At 36.8% G+C, this 17,766-nt stretch carries 9 protein-coding genes; 5 read left to right on the top strand and 4 right to left on the bottom strand.

The annotated features are described in order from the left end of the window. Window positions 1-15: 15 nt before the first annotated feature. Window positions 16-1,719, top strand: a complete 1,704-nt coding sequence (locus GZ212_RS04685) for a sodium:solute symporter (protein ID WP_166957697.1) — start codon at window positions 16-18, stop codon at window positions 1,717-1,719. A gap of 72 nt (window positions 1,720-1,791) precedes the next feature. On the opposite strand, the gene GZ212_RS04680 is transcribed toward GZ212_RS04685, so the two are convergent. After that, window positions 1,792-3,720, bottom strand: a complete 1,929-nt coding sequence (locus GZ212_RS04680; protein WP_166957695.1) for a glycoside hydrolase family 97 protein — start codon at window positions 3,718-3,720, stop codon at window positions 1,792-1,794. A 505-nt stretch (window positions 3,721-4,225) separates the two neighbouring features. Between GZ212_RS04680 and GZ212_RS04675 the strand changes: the two genes are divergently transcribed. Then, window positions 4,226-7,114, top strand: coding sequence for a PEP/pyruvate-binding domain-containing protein (locus GZ212_RS04675; RefSeq protein ID WP_166957693.1), 2,889 nt, complete (start codon window positions 4,226-4,228; stop codon window positions 7,112-7,114). Here GZ212_RS04675 and GZ212_RS04670 read toward each other — a convergent pair. From GZ212_RS04670 to GZ212_RS04660, 3 genes are all read right to left on the bottom strand, one after another. Next, on the bottom strand, window positions 7,109-9,964 hold the full coding sequence (locus tag GZ212_RS04670) for an NTP/NDP exchange transporter (RefSeq protein WP_166957691.1): 2,856 nt from the start codon (window positions 9,962-9,964) through the stop codon (window positions 7,109-7,111). The genes GZ212_RS04675 and GZ212_RS04670 overlap by 6 nt on opposite strands. A gap of 2 nt (window positions 9,965-9,966) precedes the next feature. Next, the gene (locus GZ212_RS04665; RefSeq protein WP_240923747.1) at window positions 9,967-10,962 is read right to left on the bottom strand and encodes a serine hydrolase; all 996 of its coding nucleotides are present in this window, start codon (window positions 10,960-10,962) and stop codon (window positions 9,967-9,969) included. A 286-nt stretch (window positions 10,963-11,248) separates the two neighbouring features. Next, a complete protein-coding gene (locus GZ212_RS04660; protein WP_053971282.1) occupies window positions 11,249-11,983 on the bottom strand; it encodes an energy transducer TonB in 735 nt (244 codons plus the stop codon). A gap of 179 nt (window positions 11,984-12,162) precedes the next feature. Here GZ212_RS04660 and GZ212_RS04655 point away from each other — a divergent pair, with 179 nt between their 5' ends. Genes GZ212_RS04655 through GZ212_RS04645 form a run of 3 tightly spaced genes read left to right on the top strand, consistent with a single transcriptional unit; the run spans window position 12,163 to window position 17,766 of the window. Beyond that, window positions 12,163-13,473, top strand: a complete 1,311-nt coding sequence (locus GZ212_RS04655; RefSeq protein WP_166957689.1) for a TolC family protein — start codon at window positions 12,163-12,165, stop codon at window positions 13,471-13,473. Window positions 13,474-13,482: 9 nt separating this feature from the next. Continuing rightward, window positions 13,483-14,556: an efflux RND transporter periplasmic adaptor subunit gene (locus GZ212_RS04650; RefSeq protein WP_166957687.1), complete on the top strand. Its 1,074-nt coding sequence runs from the start codon at window positions 13,483-13,485 to the stop codon at window positions 14,554-14,556. Between the two features lie 12 nt (window positions 14,557-14,568). Then, window positions 14,569-17,766, top strand: a complete 3,198-nt coding sequence (locus GZ212_RS04645; RefSeq protein WP_166957685.1) for an efflux RND transporter permease subunit — start codon at window positions 14,569-14,571, stop codon at window positions 17,764-17,766.

Genomic DNA, 17,766 nt, shown 5'->3' with positions numbered 1-17,766 from the left:
TAACTAACTAAACTTATGCAAGCATTAGAATTATATGATTGGCTAGTGATTGGAATATTTGCCGTTGTACTCATAGGAATTATAGTCTATGTGGTAAAGCAAAAACAATCCAATTCGGCCGACTATTTTCTAGGTGGTAAGGACGCCACTTGGATAGCAATAGGGTCCTCCATTTTTGCATCAAATATTGGTTCAGAACATTTAATTGGTTTGGCAGGTGCCGGAGCCTCAAGCGGAATGGCCATGGCACACTGGGAAATCCAGGGTTGGATGATTTTGATTTTAGGATGGGTTTTTGTCCCATTTTACACCCGAAGTATGGTGTATACCATGCCCGAGTTTTTAGAAAGAAGATACAATAAAGAATCTAGGACCATACTTTCAGTAATTTCCCTGATTAGTTATGTGTTGACCAAAGTAGCAGTTACGGTTTATGCTGGAGGTTTGGTCTTTCAACAGGTTTTTGGAATTGAAACCTTGTGGGGAATCGATTTCTTTTGGATAGCAGCTATTGGATTGGTTGTTATTACAGCTTTGTATACTATTTTTGGTGGGATGAAATCGGTACTTTATACCTCGGTTTTACAAACCCCAATTCTTCTTTTAGGATCTTTAATAATCGTGGTTCTAGGACTACGTGAGTTAGGTGGCTGGGACAAAATGATGGAAATTACAAGTGCCGTAACCGTAAATGATTATGGTAATTCCATGACAGATTTGATTAGAAGTAACAAAGATCCAAATTTCCCTTGGTTGGGAGCTTTAATAGGTTCTTCTATTATCGGATTTTGGTATTGGTGTACCGATCAATATATTGTTCAGAGAGTACTTTCTGGTAAAAATTTAAAGGAATCCAGACGGGGAACTATTTTTGGAGCTTATTTGAAGTTGTTGCCTGTATTTTTGTTTTTGATTCCAGGGATGATTGCCTTTGCTATCCATCAACAAAGTGTTGGTGCAGGAGGAGAGGGATTCTTACCTTTTCTAGAAAATGGAAATCCAAACGCCGATGCTGCGTTCCCAACTATGGTTGCTAAATTGTTGCCTGCTGGTGTTAAGGGATTGGTTGTTTGCGGTATTCTGGCTGCTTTAATGAGTTCTTTGGCTTCGTTGTTTAATTCATCAGCGATGTTATTTACAATAGATTTTTACAAAAAAATAAGACCTAATACCCCGGAGAAAAAGTTAGTGACCATTGGTCAAATAGCCACTTTGGTGATTGTGATTTTAGGAATCCTTTGGATACCAATTATGAGAAGTGTGGGTGATGTCCTTTATACCTATTTACAGGATGTGCAATCTGTTTTGGCGCCGGGTATAGCTGCAGCATTCTTATTGGGAATCACTTGGAAGAGAACCACAGCACAAGGAGGTATGTGGGGCTTGATTAGTGGTTTGGTAATTGGTTTAACCCGTTTGGGAGCCAAGGTATATTATACTAATAATTTGGACGCCGCCGATTCGGTATTTAAATACCTGTTCTTTGACTTGAATTGGCTGTTCTTCTGTGGATGGATGTTCTTGTTCTGTATTGTAATTGTAGTTGGAGTTAGTATGATGACTAAAGCACCAAGTCCTGAGAAAATAAAAGGATTGGTTTTTGGTACATCTACTCCGGAAGAAAGAGCAGAAGTACGAGCAAGTTGGAACCATTGGGATGTGATTCATACCGTAATTATCCTATTGTTCACAGGTGCTTTCTATTATTACTTCTGGTAATCTAATGGTTAGATAGACATATAAAAAAAACCGGGTATTTACCCGGTTTTTTTATTCTTGTATTTATGTAATTTAGTCTAGTTTTAAAACAAAACCACCATAACCGTTAAGCTCTATTTCTTTTAATTGGTCTGAGGTAACATTTTCAATTTGGAATGAGTTTTTCTGTTTATCAGTAATTAAGGTGCCCGTTTTTGAACCTGTGAATGACAAATCCAATGGAATGGTTTTAGGGATATTTTCACCATTTATTCCTACCACAAACCATGTGCTTCCTTTTCTTCTTGCCATAACAGCATCTTTTCCTGGATATCCTGATAGTAATTTGGATTCATCCCAATCTACGGGTATATTTTTAAGTAACTCAATAACTTCCCCAGGCTGTTTACTCATGCCTTCCGGTATCTCTGCCATATGTTGTACACCAGAGGTAAATAGGATAGGTAGAGCAAGCTCAAATGCTTTGGATGTTCTCCTGTGCATTCTTGGAATGGAGTCTAAAACCATCGGAGTAAAATCCATGGGGTCATAAACATTTCTGGTAAATGGGATGGTGGCGCAATGACTTGGTTGTAAATCTGCATTGACTTGTTCAAAAGTGACAAATTCCTCCCCTTTAATGGATTCCATGGTCATCAAATTTGGATAGGTTCTCTGCCATCCTCGCGGCAATGTGGTACCATGAAAGTTCACAAGAAGTTCATGGGCTGCAGCGTCTTTTAGGATGTCGTGATAATAGGCTATCATGGATTGACCATCGCCTCCAAAAAAGTCAATTTTTACCCCTGCAATACCGATGTCTTTTAATTTTTTGAATTCCGATTCTCGAGCCTCATGAGTTAAAAGCTTGCTTCTTGGCGTGTAGGGAGTGGTATTCCAACTTCCTGCCGAATTGTACCAAACCAAAACTTTGACATCTTTTGATTGGGCATAAGAAGCGAGTTCTGCCAATTTTTCAAATCCGATTTTTTGGTCCCAATCACAATCTATCAGACAATAGTCCCAATTCATGTTTGAGGCATAATCAATAAATTTCTTGGACGTTTTATAATTCGTGAAATCATCTTTTAGCAACACCCAACTCCAAGACGAAAGGCCTCCCTTAATAAAATCGGTATTCATTTCAATAGCCGGGTCGGCTAGATCGGTTCCTAAAGTGCTTTCAGCAATATCTGCTAAGGATCCTACGGTAATGATACGCCAGGGTGTTTCCCATGGAGCGACAGATTCTGGATTTAAAGCACCACCCGGAAATACTTCTTCTGTTTGGGGAAAAGTAACCTGAAGGGCTCCTAACTGCTCATTGTACTTCAGCCTAGAACCACAATAATTTTCCTTAAGTCCAGTTTCAGAAATCAGCGCCCAAACGTTATCTGTTTTAAATAAGGCTGGATAAACCCAGCCTTCACCAATAGGAGAAGGTTTGTCTGGAGAAATAGCCATTTCATAATGCTCCTCGTAAGAGGGATTTGTGTGTTCCCATCCTGTTTTCGCCTTGGCCATGGGTTGTAACCAAGATTTGGTTTCTGATCCAAATTTGTAAGTAGTAAATTCTTCTTCAATCCTTTTCAAATCTTCAGATGTTTCTGGAAATTGGTATTTCAAGGCAACCCCATTTTCGGATAATTGAAACAGGATATTAAATTCTTGGTCCTGATTGTTTTTTAAATGAACCGTATACTGTTTTGCTTGATATTCCATTTGTTGTTGTTTACCATGGAACATAGTGTACGAATCAGTTATGTTCTCAGGTTCAGAAACGGAAACCAAACTTAGCTGGCTTTCAAAATTCCCATCGGTTCTTTTTAAGCCTAGTCTTGATGTGTCTAAGACCATTTTCCCCTGATATTTTAATAAATAGTAGGGTTGAAGATTTTTATTTAAATCGAAGGTTAATTCTATGCTACCATCAACATTTGACAAAATATGCTGGGTAGACTTGTCATGTTTTTGACATCCCCAAAGAATTATGAGGAGACTGCAGATAAAAAAATGTTTCATTAGTATAAGTGTGAAAAATACATTTTAAAGATAGGAAATAACCTAGTTCTGTGAAAATATGAGGGCTAAAATGATAAGTATTTTGTTTTAAAAAGCTCGAAAATACAGGGGTTTAAAAATTTTAGATAAAAATTTTAAAAAAAATTGAGAAGTTGACAAATGTCATGTTTTGATAGATATTCTGGTTGTATTTTTACACTGTGGTTAAGGAAAAATAAGAATTCAATTTTCATATCCACTCTACAGTTTGGCCACGTTGCCAATTTTATACTGTAGTTTATTTGTCATTAATTGGCTTTTTTTAAAGTGACTTTATTTCTAGTGGAAAAATAAAGAATTCAACAAAGGCTAATTTTTGTTTGATGAGGTTTTGGGAAAAAGAGGGTTGTAAAGCAACCCTCTTTTTTATTGGAGTCTACTCGCCTCTTTCCATTAAGAATTAATCGTTTAGAGTATTAAATCAAACATTTAATTTGTAATTTAGATTTCCATCAAAATAAAATCAATGAGGCCACTTTTAATCTTCACCTTACTTATTCCTTTTATCGCTTTTTCCCAGAATTCATCTTATCAGATTGATAACGAGCATGTTCAAGCGTTAATTTCCAAATATAAAAAGGATCCAAGAGGTCCCTATAAAGATATTCGTTGGTTTTGTGATGATAGCACCATTCAAATGCCTAAAGAACCCTGCGAGGATGGAGGGATTCAACATGCACGCTATAAGGATGAGGTGGAAGCTTTGGGTGACAAGAGTCATATTTTTCTTGGACAAATTCTTGCTTATACCTCGTTTGATGAATTTTGGGATCAGGAGAATTACCACTCAAGAATCAAACAATACATGATTGAAAAATACCTAAAATCGGTAGATGACGGTTGGGTAAATAGACGGGGACAATATTATAGGGGAGCTATCCAGGCAGAAGATGAAGCAGCTTGGGGAATAGATTTTTTTCATTGGTTGTTGAAAGAGGATGAAAACATAGAGAAGCACTTTTATTTTGTGAGACAAGCTATCAAAGACATTCCCCATATTGGCGATGATAATGTGACGCTACGTATGCGAAGCGAATCTAAATCCATTGCGGATGAATTTGAGCCTTTTATGAATTTAAGAATCAAAATTCATGGTCAGCCACAAGTAGCAGATATCCAAGATGTATTGGCATTTAAAGAAAAGCAGGCTGCCAATTTGACTCCAGATTTGAACAAGCAAATTAATAAACTGGTTAAAACCATGAAGGAATATTTTAAACCAGTTGAAGTGGAGTCCCTTACGAAGTACCTGAAGGATGTTGAAGAAGAAAAAATTCGAAATCAGATTGAGAATTATATTTCTTTATATCAAAACGAAAGCGCCCAAATGAAAATACAGGGTGCCTCAGAGTTAATGTGGTTTATTCGAGAACATATTTTAGAAGAAAAGAATGTTGCTGGTAGGTTGGCTTTGTTTGATCTTTCCTTAAAACTAGAGTCTCTAATTACCAAACAAATTGATGAATATCCCGATGATGATGTAACAACCCTAACCGATAAAATATGTTATTTAAGCACTGCATCTGCGGCTTCTGGGTACACTGAAACTTGGGAATGGGAGATGCTACAAACCAGTTTGAGTGCGGTGGATGGTAAAAATACCACCCTGGAAGAACTCAATGCTTTTTTAGTAGCTGCTCGAAATCAATTGGAGTGGGGCACAGGTAAAAATAATGCGGTTTTTAATCCAATAGTAGAGCTTTATGAAGGATTTGAGCCTTTGGTTCATAGTTTTTTAGATGACCGTATTAGAGGTTCGGTGGCCTTATATCTTGGGAATAGTATTGGAAAACTAGGACAGTTTATTACCGAACAGTCTTCTTTAAGTAATCAAGTTTTAGATATATCCAACCAAAGTCATTTACATGGGTTAAATCCGGGGTATGCTTATGGGAAGTTGGTCGTGGTTGAAGGTTCGGCAGAAGATTTAAGCGTTAATCCCAATCATATTTATGTATTTGCGAGACCACCATCCGATCTGAAACCTGTAGCTGGTATTTTAAATGTTTCAGAAGGTAATTTGGTTTCACATCTTCAGTTATTAGCAAGAAATCTAGGAATCCCCAATACTTCCTTATCCAGCGATAATGTGAATGCCTTAAAAGCCTTTGACGGTCAAACGGTTTTTTATGCTGTTTCCAATAAAGGGAACGTCATAATGAAATTGGAAAAGGATATGACGGATGTAGAACGGAAGCTTTTTGAAAAGAAGGAGCGAAATACCAATATGATTACGGTTCCTACGGATAAGATCAAATTAGATCGCACAACCATTATCAATCTAAGGGAATTAAATGCCAAATCCTCAGGGATCTATTGCGGACCAAAGGCAGCAAATTTAGGAGAATTGAAAGAAAATTTTCCGGATGATGTGGTTGAGGGATTTGTCATACCGTTTGGGATTTTTCTGGATCACATGAAACAAACCATTCCAGGAGAACAACAAACTTATTGGGACTATTTGAATGGTATTTTTGCTAAGGCAGTAAATATGAAGTCTTCAGGAGAGACCGATGCTAATATTGAAGCGTATCAACTTTCAGAATTGGAAAACTTAAGACAATTGATAAGTCAAATGTCTTTAAAAGATAGTTTTCTGAAAGATATTAATCGCTCCTTTGATAGTATTTTGGGAGTTCCTTTTGGGGAGCAAGCCGTATTTTTAAGAAGTGATACCAATATGGAAGATCTTGGGAATTTTACGGGCGCAGGATTAAATTTAACTTTATTTAATGTCCTTGAAAAGGAGAAAATCCTGAATGGAATTAAAACTGTCTGGGCTTCCCCTTATACGGAACGTAGCTTTAAATGGCGGCAAAAGCTTTTGAACAATCCAGAAAATGTATATCCATCCATTGTTGTTATACCTGGAGTTAATAATGATTATTCTGGTGTCATGATAACGAAGGGAGTCACCACCGGAAAAACAGATGAAGTAACCGTGGCTTTTAGTAAAGGCGTGGGCGGTGCTGTTGATGGTCAGGCTGCTGAAACATGGACTGTCAAACATCAAGGTGAGTTCCATTTGATTGCGCCAGCAAGGGAACCTTTTTACAAATCATTATTAGAAGAGGGCGGTATCGAAACCAAGATGACTACGTTTGAAACCCCCATATTAAGTGTTCAGAATATCAAACAACTTAATTTATTTAGAGAAGAATTGGAATCAAAAATGGAAGCCAAGGGAATCCATGGGCCATTTGATGTGGAGTTAGGATTTAAGGAAAATAAAATATGGCTATTTCAAGTGAGGCCATTTGTAGAGAATAAAAATGCATTGAGTTCAGATTATCTGCAATCTATCACCCCTGATGTTGATTTGCATAAAGAAATTGCTTTGGATGCCAGCTTATAAATTGGGCTGATTATCCAAGATATTTAAGGTTTGGAGAGCTTGTTCCCTAATTAATTTACTTGGGTCGTTTAGTACTATTTTGACCAATGGTATGAAACGTTTTTCACCAGATTTTTCTATCAAGTAAAGAACAGCATGCTTAATTTTAATATCATGCCGTTCCAGAAGAATTTGGTAACATTTGTACTCACTGTAAACCTGTAAGTTTAGTTTTTTAATAATATTTTCAGAAATCTCGTTATCAATAAAAGCGGACTCAGCAATTGGTATTAATTCCTTTTTCAAATCAATATTGAGGAGATTGTCCAAAAACTCGATGGCATAGGCGCGTTGTTCTTCCTCTCCAGAACGAATGATATCCAACAAAGGATCTATATCTTCTGGCAAGTATTTTATACCTAGAAAACTGAAAATACGATGTAATTGCCTGTCCAAACGTTGTTCCAGTATTTGCATCAATCCTTTTCTAGCTTCTATTTCCTGAGAGGTATTAATTTTAGCTTCTTTGTAGCTAATTATGATTTGCGAATGTAAAGACGATAAGATATTTTGATACACTTGGCATTCATCTAATGTTTTGCCAATCACAAAACCATCCCTTACTTTGAGGTTTTTATGCTTCCATTTAAGCCGTTTCAAGGACTCAATAGCCTCAATGGAAACAGAATGTTCTGTGGTGTCTATTAATTTGATTAAAGCATTTATTGCTTTTTGGGATTCAAACTGCTCAATCACCTTTGGAATGAATTGGCTATTTTTTAAAGATATTTTATCGTCTAAAATACATTTGGTCAAATAATCGATAATGCCTTCTCCATAGGCATGTAAGGCATCAAATAATTCATCTCTTAATGTTTTTTCCCAAAGTCTAGATAGCATGGGGTCAATGAAATCTTTTGATTTTATTTCTTTAACTGAAATTAAGGCCTGAATCACAATATCATTTTGGTTTGAAGCGAGCGATTGAGTGATAATCGAATAGAACTCTTTGGTCTTAATATTGCCGATGACTTCCAGAATGGTTTTTAACTTATTGGTTTTTATTGGGCCTTCTTCAAAATGAATCCATTCATTAACGGCTTCCTCTAAGATGGATGTGAAATTAAATTTTTTCTGGAGTGTGGGACTGTTGTGTAATTCTTGGGACAGTGCAATAAGAACAGCGTTCTCTATGGACTCATCGTCCTTTATTTTGGAATATTTATTGAAAATATTTGAAGCTTCCGATGGTTTATTCTTGATAATATACCGAAGTGCATGAGTGGTTATTTCTTGATCCTCTTCAAAAATCAAGGGTTCAATTAACGAACTTAAATCGTCAGTTTTTAGGAAATAAAGGTTTTCAATAGCTAATGCTCTTACAGCTTCTGACTCATGTTTAAGGAGATTTTTTAAATCTTCAAAAAAACGTTCGTCAGGCGTCTCTAAAGTGCGATGGAGCATGTGAAGGATTTGGGACTCGTTTCCGTTTTTGAACACGTTTTTTATAGAACCTACAATGGTGTTTACAGGCACCTCTTTTTTAGGTTGTTCCAGCTTTTTGCTTTTAGAGTGTGGTCTTTCTAAAAGCGATTTAAAGGCATTGATGTATTCCTTTTTAAGTCTGAAAATAAAAAACATCCAAACTAAAATGAACGCAATCGTTAAGATGCTTACAAAGAAATAGGAACCTTTAAAAACGTGGATTACAAACATGAGGAGAAAACCAGCAATACCAGTTGCAATGCTATCTATCACGACATCTATAAAGGTTTTGGTTTTCTTTTTAACTTCAAGAGGAACGGGAATCATTAAAAGCTCAGTGGCCGCTTTGTTTACAGATTGTTTTAAGCTTCCGTCTGCTATTTTAATAAAGATGACAACCCACAATTCTGGAAAAAACAAAAGCAATACAGAGCCAATTAAGATTCCTGTAGGTAACCATAAAAGGGACTTGCCAACTCCTAACCTTCCTACAATTCGATTAGTCAAAAACAACTGAACCAAAAGGGAAATAACACTTAAGGTAGAAAGCCAAAATGCAAAAAAGGCAGTAAGTTCTTGTTTGTCTGTTATTATTTCCGATGCAAAATGACTGTATTGATAGTCTACTAGTTTAGCAACAATAACTCCAATTCCAATGACAATCCCAATAGAACTCAAAAGAGGAGAGGATTTAATCATTTTAAAAGGAGATTTCTCAATATGCTCACTTTTTAAATGCGCTAATTGATAATGACTTAATCTAACAACTTCCTTACTCCAAATGAATTTGGTGATGGGTATACACCAAAAAAGCAAAAAGGCAGCTACCAATAAGAGGTTTTCAGAACTCATGAAGCTTGAAAGAGCACTAGTCAAATAGCCTCCAAAAATACCTCCAGCAATCGCTCCAGCTCCAATAAATCCAAAAACTCGTTTAGCTTCTCTAGCGTTGTAAACGATGTTGGCTAAAATCCAAAATTGTGAAGTTGTTAAAAGACCATATATGGCAACCCAGATATAGGGAATGTAAAGTAAAAGCCCTAATTTAAGTTTAAGATTGAGGGCCAAACAAAATAAGACCAAGGTGATAATGGAACCTATTAAGGTCCTTATGATGATTTTGTTTAGGGAAAAATGAGCTAAGGCTTTATCGTAAAAAAAAGAGCCAATGATGGCAAATATAGCTGTTAAAACATAACCTGCAGGTAATGCACTGGCCGAAAGTTCTGATAAGAATAGGGAATTAATAGTAGGCTTAACAATGAGGAGAGTTGTTAAGATTAGAAAAATATTGAGCTGCAATAACAGGGTTTTTTGCAGCTCATCTTCAGTAAGATCAAATACTTTTAAAAGGTATAAAGTTAACCTTTTAGGTGTTGTTGGCATAGTTAACTAGCATTGATAGCCCTTTCAATAGGGGTTACTAAATTTCTGATGATCTGTTCGCCACCTTCATTCTCTATCAAAGCTACTAAAATATATTTTCTTTCACTATCCCAAACCAAAATGGAATCGGAATGCCAATTTTTCCAAGATCCCGATTTTCTGAACAACTGAGCACCTGGAGCTATTCTTTCAAGGGTATTAACAAATTTGTGATGTAATTCAGGATTACCCATCATTTCAAGCATGTGCTTGGAGCGCTCTTCATTTACCAATTTGCCATTCACCATCATATAATAAAACCTACAAACTTGGTCTGCGGTTGCTGCATGACTTAAATTCTTTAAAGGTTCTCTGTTTGTCGGTCCACTGGCAGCATATCTCTTGCCTACCCATAATCCACCACCGTGATTTTCTTGATAAAAGTGATATCTTTTTGATGTTAATACATCAGCAATTTTCTGAAAACCTAACAAATCAATCATGCGCGTTGTAGCCTGGTTGTTTGATTTGCTTATCATTAATCGCATATCGTTTTTGATTTGCGTATTTTCTATTAATTCACCCCTTTCCAAAGCGTCTTCAGCAGCAAGCAATACAGCAATTTTTGGTAAGCTCGCAGCATACATCATTTCACTGCCGTTAATGGAAGCAAATCGCGGTTGAGAAGGATTATTTAGATCTACGATACCAACAGACATTTTTTTGCTGTCGATTAATCGTTTCCATTGGTGGTTTTTGAATAATTCATTTTGTAAGGCAGATGTTAGATCACTGTTTGAATAGGTGTCCAAAGGCTTGAAATCTTCATCCGGGATAGCTATGGGCAAATGGGAATAATCGACCTCAGTTAATGATTCAATTTTTTTCAAAGCAGATAGGTTAGACCTATTTTTTGAAAAAGTAGAAGTAAATGAAATGGCCAAATAAGCTACCAAGGCTAGTACAAAAAGTAAGTGAAATTTGGTGCTGGGGCGCGTTTTTTCTTGTCTGTTCATCATCTATAACTCATTAAAAACTAGTGCAATGATAAAATTATTTTTTAAAAATTAAAATTTATTAACGTTAAATTATTAGAAATCGATTGCGACTTGGGTTTAACCCTAAAACATCTAAATTGCCAATTATCAAACTTTAAACTGAACGTTTAATAAGCTCTTTTATTATGTGATAACCAGATCATATTACGTTTTAAATTTGATTTTGGATGTTATCATGTCATAAACAAACCCATTAAGAACTTCTTAATGGGTTTGCAGAAAACGAATCGACATATTGCCAGTTACCCTATTGGGGAACATATTTAAAGTTTATAGGCAATCCGAAAGTTACTTTTACTGGTTTGCCACGCTGTTTACCTGGCTCCATGGCAGGCAATAGGCTAATGATTCGTCTGGCTTCTTCTTCCAAAATTTTGTCTGGACCTCGGGTTTTAATGGCAGACACATGTCCGTCCCTGTCAACTGTAAAACTTACCATGACTCTACCATGCATACCCAGTTGTAAAGCAACTTCTGGATATTTGAAGTTCTTTTTAACATGGCCTAGAACTCCAGATTGGAAGCAAGCTCTTAAATCTTGGTTGCTTTTGCCTTCACAACCAGGGAAAATAGGAACTGATTCAACTATTGCAAAAGGAACATCAATTTCTTCCTCTACTTCTTCCACTTCAACTTCTTCCACTTGTACTACCTTTTCTTCAATTTTATCAGACTGATTGGATTCAGTGCTTTCTATAATTGATTCCTGTACTTCTTCCACATCTTCTACCACATTTATAATTTCAGGTGCAGCAGCAGCTGGTGGTGGAGGTGGAGGTGGAGGTGTATTTAAGTTGGTAATTGGTATGTCTTCTTCAAATTGCTGCTCCATTTGTAAAACGTCGGCAAGCAAAACGTCTTTCTCATAGGATTTATAGTTCAAACCAAAATAGGTAAATAATAGCATGATGTTTAACCCTATGGCGAAGTACAAACCGCTATTTCGGCCAATTTCTACTTCTGGATTTTTTTTAGGTAACATGACTAAAAGTGTTTTTGTTTTCTAATATAAAGTTACGAAAACGCTTTCGTGGAATATATGACATTTGTCATGAGGTTGGATTTTTAAAGGCTTGCTAAACAGTGGTTTGTTTTAGGTAACATGTGTTACTGACAGCGGATAGTGCCAAATGTATTTTTGCTTTATAAATTTTAAGATACATGAAGAATCATACCTATAAATTAATACTGCTCTTGATAATCTCATATTCCTATATGAATGCTCAGGAAAGGGTGGCAATCTCAAAAATGGAGGCCCAAACGGCAGTAAAAGAAAATAACCAAACCCTTAAAATGTCTCAGGAAGATTTTATTCAGGCTAGGGCTGATTTTAGACAGACCAATGCTGTATTTCTTCCCAATATTACAGCATCACATACTGGGTTGTCAACTACCAATCCTCTCATGGCTTTTGGGTCAAAATTGAATCAGGGTATCTTGACGGCTTTAGATTTTAATCCAGACCTTTTAAATAATCCAGATGCGGTTCAAAATTTCGCTACCAAATTTGAAATCCAACAACCATTAATCAATATGGATGGTTTCCTTCAACGGAAGGCGGCGAAATCTAAAATGGACGCCATGTCTTTAAAGCAAGAGCGCACAGAAGATTACATGGTGTTTGAAGTTGATAAAGCCTACATGCAATTGCAATTGGCTTATAAAGGTATTGAGGTTTTGGAAAAGGCACTCCTAACAGCAGAAGCTAATTATAAGATGGCAACAGATAATTTTAATCAAGGTTACCTACAAAAATCAGATTTACTTGCTGTTGAAGTTCGCGTTACTGAAATCCAAAACCAACTTCAAATAGCAAAAAGCAATGTCCAAAATGGCTCCAATTATTTAGCATTTTTAATGGATGCAAATCAGGATCTCATTTATAAACCTACTGATAGCTTGCAAGTTGAAAACTTGAATGATTTCAACGATACTTCTGTTGCAGAGGATCGATCAGATATAAAGGCTATGGCTATGGCTACAGATGCTTACAAGACCATGTATCAGGCCGATAAAATGACTTTTCTGCCTAGGTTGAATGCCTTTGGGAGTTATGAATTGTATGATGAACATATTTTTCAAGCGGGCTCTAATGGGTATGTAGTGGGCGCCCAGTTAAGTTGGGATATTCTCAATGGGACCAAACGTTTTGGTAAGGCCCAGAAAAGTAAATCGGAATATCAAAAATCCCAATTAGAATATGAGCAGTATGTCTCACAAAGTCAATTGGAATTGAATAAAGCCAAACGCATGCTCGTAGATGCGAAAAATAAATTAGGGTTGAGTAAACTGGCTATGGAACAGTCTGAAGAATCCTTGCGAATTAGGAAAAATAGATTTGAACAAGGGCTGGAAAAAACAACCGATTTGTTGATGTCTGAGACGCAATATGCTCAGAAACAACTAGAATATTATCAAACGATTTTTGAATACAACTACGCACAGTCTTATGTGCAGTTTCTTACTAAATAAAACAAACACATGAAAAAAGTATATACCATTTCCACTCTATTATTTGTTGCAACCTTATTTAATTGTGGAGGGAAAGAAGAAAAGAATAGTCAAAAGGATATATCACCTATACAGGTGCAAGTATATGAAGCGACTTCCAATAAAGGGAATCCTTTTTTGGCTGTAAGCGGAAAAATTCAAGCGGTCAATAGTGCTGATTTAAGTACCAGAATGATGGGGTACGTTAATGAGGTCTATGTCCATGTAGGTGATCAAGTTAAAAAGGGTCAATTGTTGGTTTCCATTAACAATTCAGATCTTCAAGCAAAGCGAGCTCAAGTTGATGCTAGTATTTTGGAAGCGAAAGCCGCTTATGAAAATGCTAAAAAAGATTATGAAAGATTTCAAACCTTATATAAACAACAAAGTGCTTCTCAAAAGGAATTTGATGATATGACTGCAAGATACCAAATGGCAAACGCCAGAATGGAGGCAGCAAAACAAATGAAGAATGAAGTAAATGCGCAATTTGCATATGTGAATATCACTGCTCCTTTTGAAGGAGTAGTCACTCAAAAAACAGTAAAAAAAGGCGATATGGCCAATCCTGGAATGCCCTTGATAACCGTTGAGAATCCAAATAAATTTGAGGCGATAGCCATGGTTCCAGAAACTGAAATTTCCCAAATCACAAAGGATAGTTCAGTAGAAGTTCAAGTGAAATCACTCAATAAGACTTTAAAGGGAACCGTATCTCAAGTTAGTACTTCGGCAAAACATACCGGGGGACAATATTTGGTGACCATTCAAATGGAGGAGTCCAATGATGTTATGTCGGGTATGTTTGTTACGGTTCAATTTCCTGTTGAGAAGAAACAGCAATCAGAAGTGGTATTGGTTCCTAAAAGTGCACTTGTAACCAAAGGGCAATTGTCAGGGATTTATACAGTAAGTGAAAGCCAGACTGCTATACTAAGATGGGTTCGTTTGGGAAGAACTTATGGAGATATGGTTGAAGTGCTGTCGGGATTATCAATCGATGAGTCGTATATCACGTCTTCAGAAGGAAAATTGTTTAATGGTGCCAAAGTTTTGGTTCAATAATCAAGTAAAAAGATGAAAGAAGGATTAGCTGGTAAGATAGCCAAAGGCTTTATAAGTTCTAAACTTACAGTACTTCTCATGATTGTTTTCATGGTGATTGGTGTATATAGTTCGTTTTTGATTCCACGAGAAGAAGAACCTCAAATTGATGTGCCTATGGCAGATATTTTTGTAGGGTATGCTGGTGCCAGTCCAACGGAGGTAGAGTCAAGGGTGATTAAGCCTTTGGAGAAAATCATCTCCAATATAAAAGGTGTGGAATATGTGTATTCCACTTCTATGGAAGAACAAGGAATGGTCATCGTACAGTTTTATGTAGGTGAGGATATTGAGCGCTCTTTTGTTAAACTTTACAATGAAATAAATAAGCACATGGATCAAATGCCAAAGGGTGTCACGATGCCTTTGGTTAAAACACGAGCCATTGATGATGTGCCTATGCTGGCATTAACATTATGGAGTGATAATTATGATGATTTTCAATTGAAACAAATAGCTCAGGAGCTTAAGAGTGAGATTGAAAAAGTAGAAGATGTGGCAATAACCCATGATATTGGTGGTAGAAATAGAGAGTTGCGTGTGGTTTTGGATAAAGATCGTTTGGCGGCAGCTGGTTTGGATATGTTATCTGTTTCTCAAATGATTCAAGCTAATAACCAACAAATGGGAGCTGGGACTTTCGATAAAAATGACGAAGAGTTTTTTGTGACCACAGGTCAATTTTTAAAGTCGATAGAAGATGTAGAAAATTTGGTAGTTGGTGTACAGCAACAACAACCTATTTATTTAAAACAAGTAGCCCAAGTATTTGACGGACCTCAAGTACCCGTGAATTATGTGAGTTTAGGGTTTGGGCAAGCAAGTGAAAAGCAGGATGTATTTCAGTCTGAATATCCAGCGGTGACCATTTCCATAGCCAAAAGAAAAGGTGCCGATGCCATGAAAATTGCAGATGTCATATTGGACAAGGTAGAGCACTTAAAGAAAAATCTGGTGCCTGATGATGTTCATGTTGAAATCACGAGAAATTATGGAGAAACTGCTTCTCAAAAAGTGTCAGAACTTTTAATGCACTTAATCGGGGCAATCATAGCAGTTACTTTAGTGGTTATGCTGGCTATGGGCTGGCGAGGTGGATTGGTTGTCTTTTTATCGGTGCCCATAACGTTTGCATTGACATTGTTGAGTTATTATTTACTGGATTATACCTTAAATAGAATCACCCTGTTTGCCTTGGTCTTTGTAACGGGTATTGTGGTGGATGACTCCATTATCATTGCAGAGAATATGCACCGACATTTCAAGATGAAACGCCTCCCATTTAAGCAAGCAGCGCTTTATGCCATTAATGAAGTTGGGAACCCAACCATTTTGGCAACTTTTACAGTTATTGCTTCTGTGTTGCCAATGGCATTTGTGTCTGGATTAATGGGGCCTTATATGAGTCCGATGCCAATAGGAGCTTCCATAGCCATGTTGTTGTCTTTGTTTGTTGCCTTAACCATTACCCCATATCTAGGTTATATTTTCTTAAGGGAAAAGGATAAAAAGGCTGAAGATGACCCAGAAAAGAAGGATGTTTCTGGAACCTTTATTTTTAGAATGTATGAGAAGTTTGAAAAACCACTGATTGAGAATAAAACCAAACGTTGGACCTTTTTAGGAATTACCATTTTCTTGCTTTTGGGTTCTGTGTCTTTGTTCTTTACCAAATCAGTAGCGGTAAAAATGCTTCCATTTGATAACAAAAATGAATTTCAGGTAGTCATTGATATGCCAGAAGGAACCACTTTAGAAAGAACTTCGGTGGTAGCAAGGGAAATTGGGCAATATTTAGCAACAAGACCTGAGGTGGTGAACTACCAAAGCTATGTTGGGGCTTCTGCTCCAATAACCTTTAACGGTTTGGTTAGGCATTATGATTTACGCGGAGGTAGTAATATGGCAGACATTCAGGTAAACTTAACCGATAAGCATGATCGGGATGTTCAAAGTCATGACATTGCCAAATCTATGCGTCCTGATATTCAAAAGATAGCTGAGAAATATCAAGCTAATGTCAAGTTGGTTGAGGTTCCACCGGGGCCACCAGTATTATCTACCATAGTTGCTGAAATCTACGGTCCCGATTACGATCAACAAATGGAAGTGGCAAATCATGTTCAGGACATTCTTAAAAATACCAATGATGTGGTTGATATTGATTGGATGGTAGAAGACGACCAAGTGGAGTATCAATTTGTTGTGGATAGGGAAAAAGCCATGTTAAATGGTATTGCACCCCAGCAAATTGTGTATACCATGAATATGGCATTGTCCAATAAGCCAGTTGCTGCTTTGTATGATAAGAATGCTGTTCATCAAGTAGGAATTGTACTTGCTTTAGACGAAAAGGAAAAGTCAACTCTTATGGATATTTCACAATTAAAAGTGGCTTCCAATCAAGGAGGTATGGTCCCTATCGCAGACCTTGTCGATATTCAACAAGTAACTAAGGCCAAAAGTATTTACAGAAAAAATCAGAAAAGAGTTGTTTATGTGATGGCTGATATGGCAGGGAAGCTAGAGAGTCCTGTATATGCCATTTTAGGAATGAGTGATAAGCTTCAAAATATACCTTTACCTGATGGCTATGCGATGGATGAGTTGTACATAAAACAACCTCGTTTTGAAGATGACTACACCGTGAAATGGGATGGAGAGTGGCAAATTACCTTAGAAGTTTTTAGAGATTTAGGTATAGCATTCTTAGGTGTCATAATCATTATATACATATTGATTGTAGGGTGGTTTCAAAACTTTAAAGCACCCGTTGTAATGATGGTGGCCATACCATTGTCCTTAGTCGGAATTGTATTGGGACATTGGATGATGGGAGCTTTCTTTACGGCTACTTCCTTTATCGGGATGATTGCTTTAGCTGGGATTATGGTTCGTAATTCGGTTTTGCTTATTGATTTTGTGAATTTGAGGTTAGCAGAGGGTATTCCTTTAAAACAAGCAGTTATTGAGGCTGGAGCAGTAAGAACCACACCTATTTTATTAACAGCTGGTACGGTTGTTATTGGGGCTTTTGTGATTCTATTTGATCCTATTTTTCAAGGGTTGGCTATTTCACTTATGGGAGGAACCATTGTTTCAACCATTCTGACCTTATTGGTAGTGCCTTTAGTTTACTACATGATTGAACGTAAAAATTATCAAGATTAA

This window comes from Mangrovimonas sp. CR14 (assembly GCF_011764015.1).
In the GTDB taxonomy this organism is placed as follows: Bacteria; Bacteroidota; Bacteroidia; order Flavobacteriales; family Flavobacteriaceae; genus Mangrovimonas; species Mangrovimonas futianensis.
Note: the sequence above shows the minus strand (reverse complement) of the source record. Positions and strands in the feature narration are given on the sequence as shown.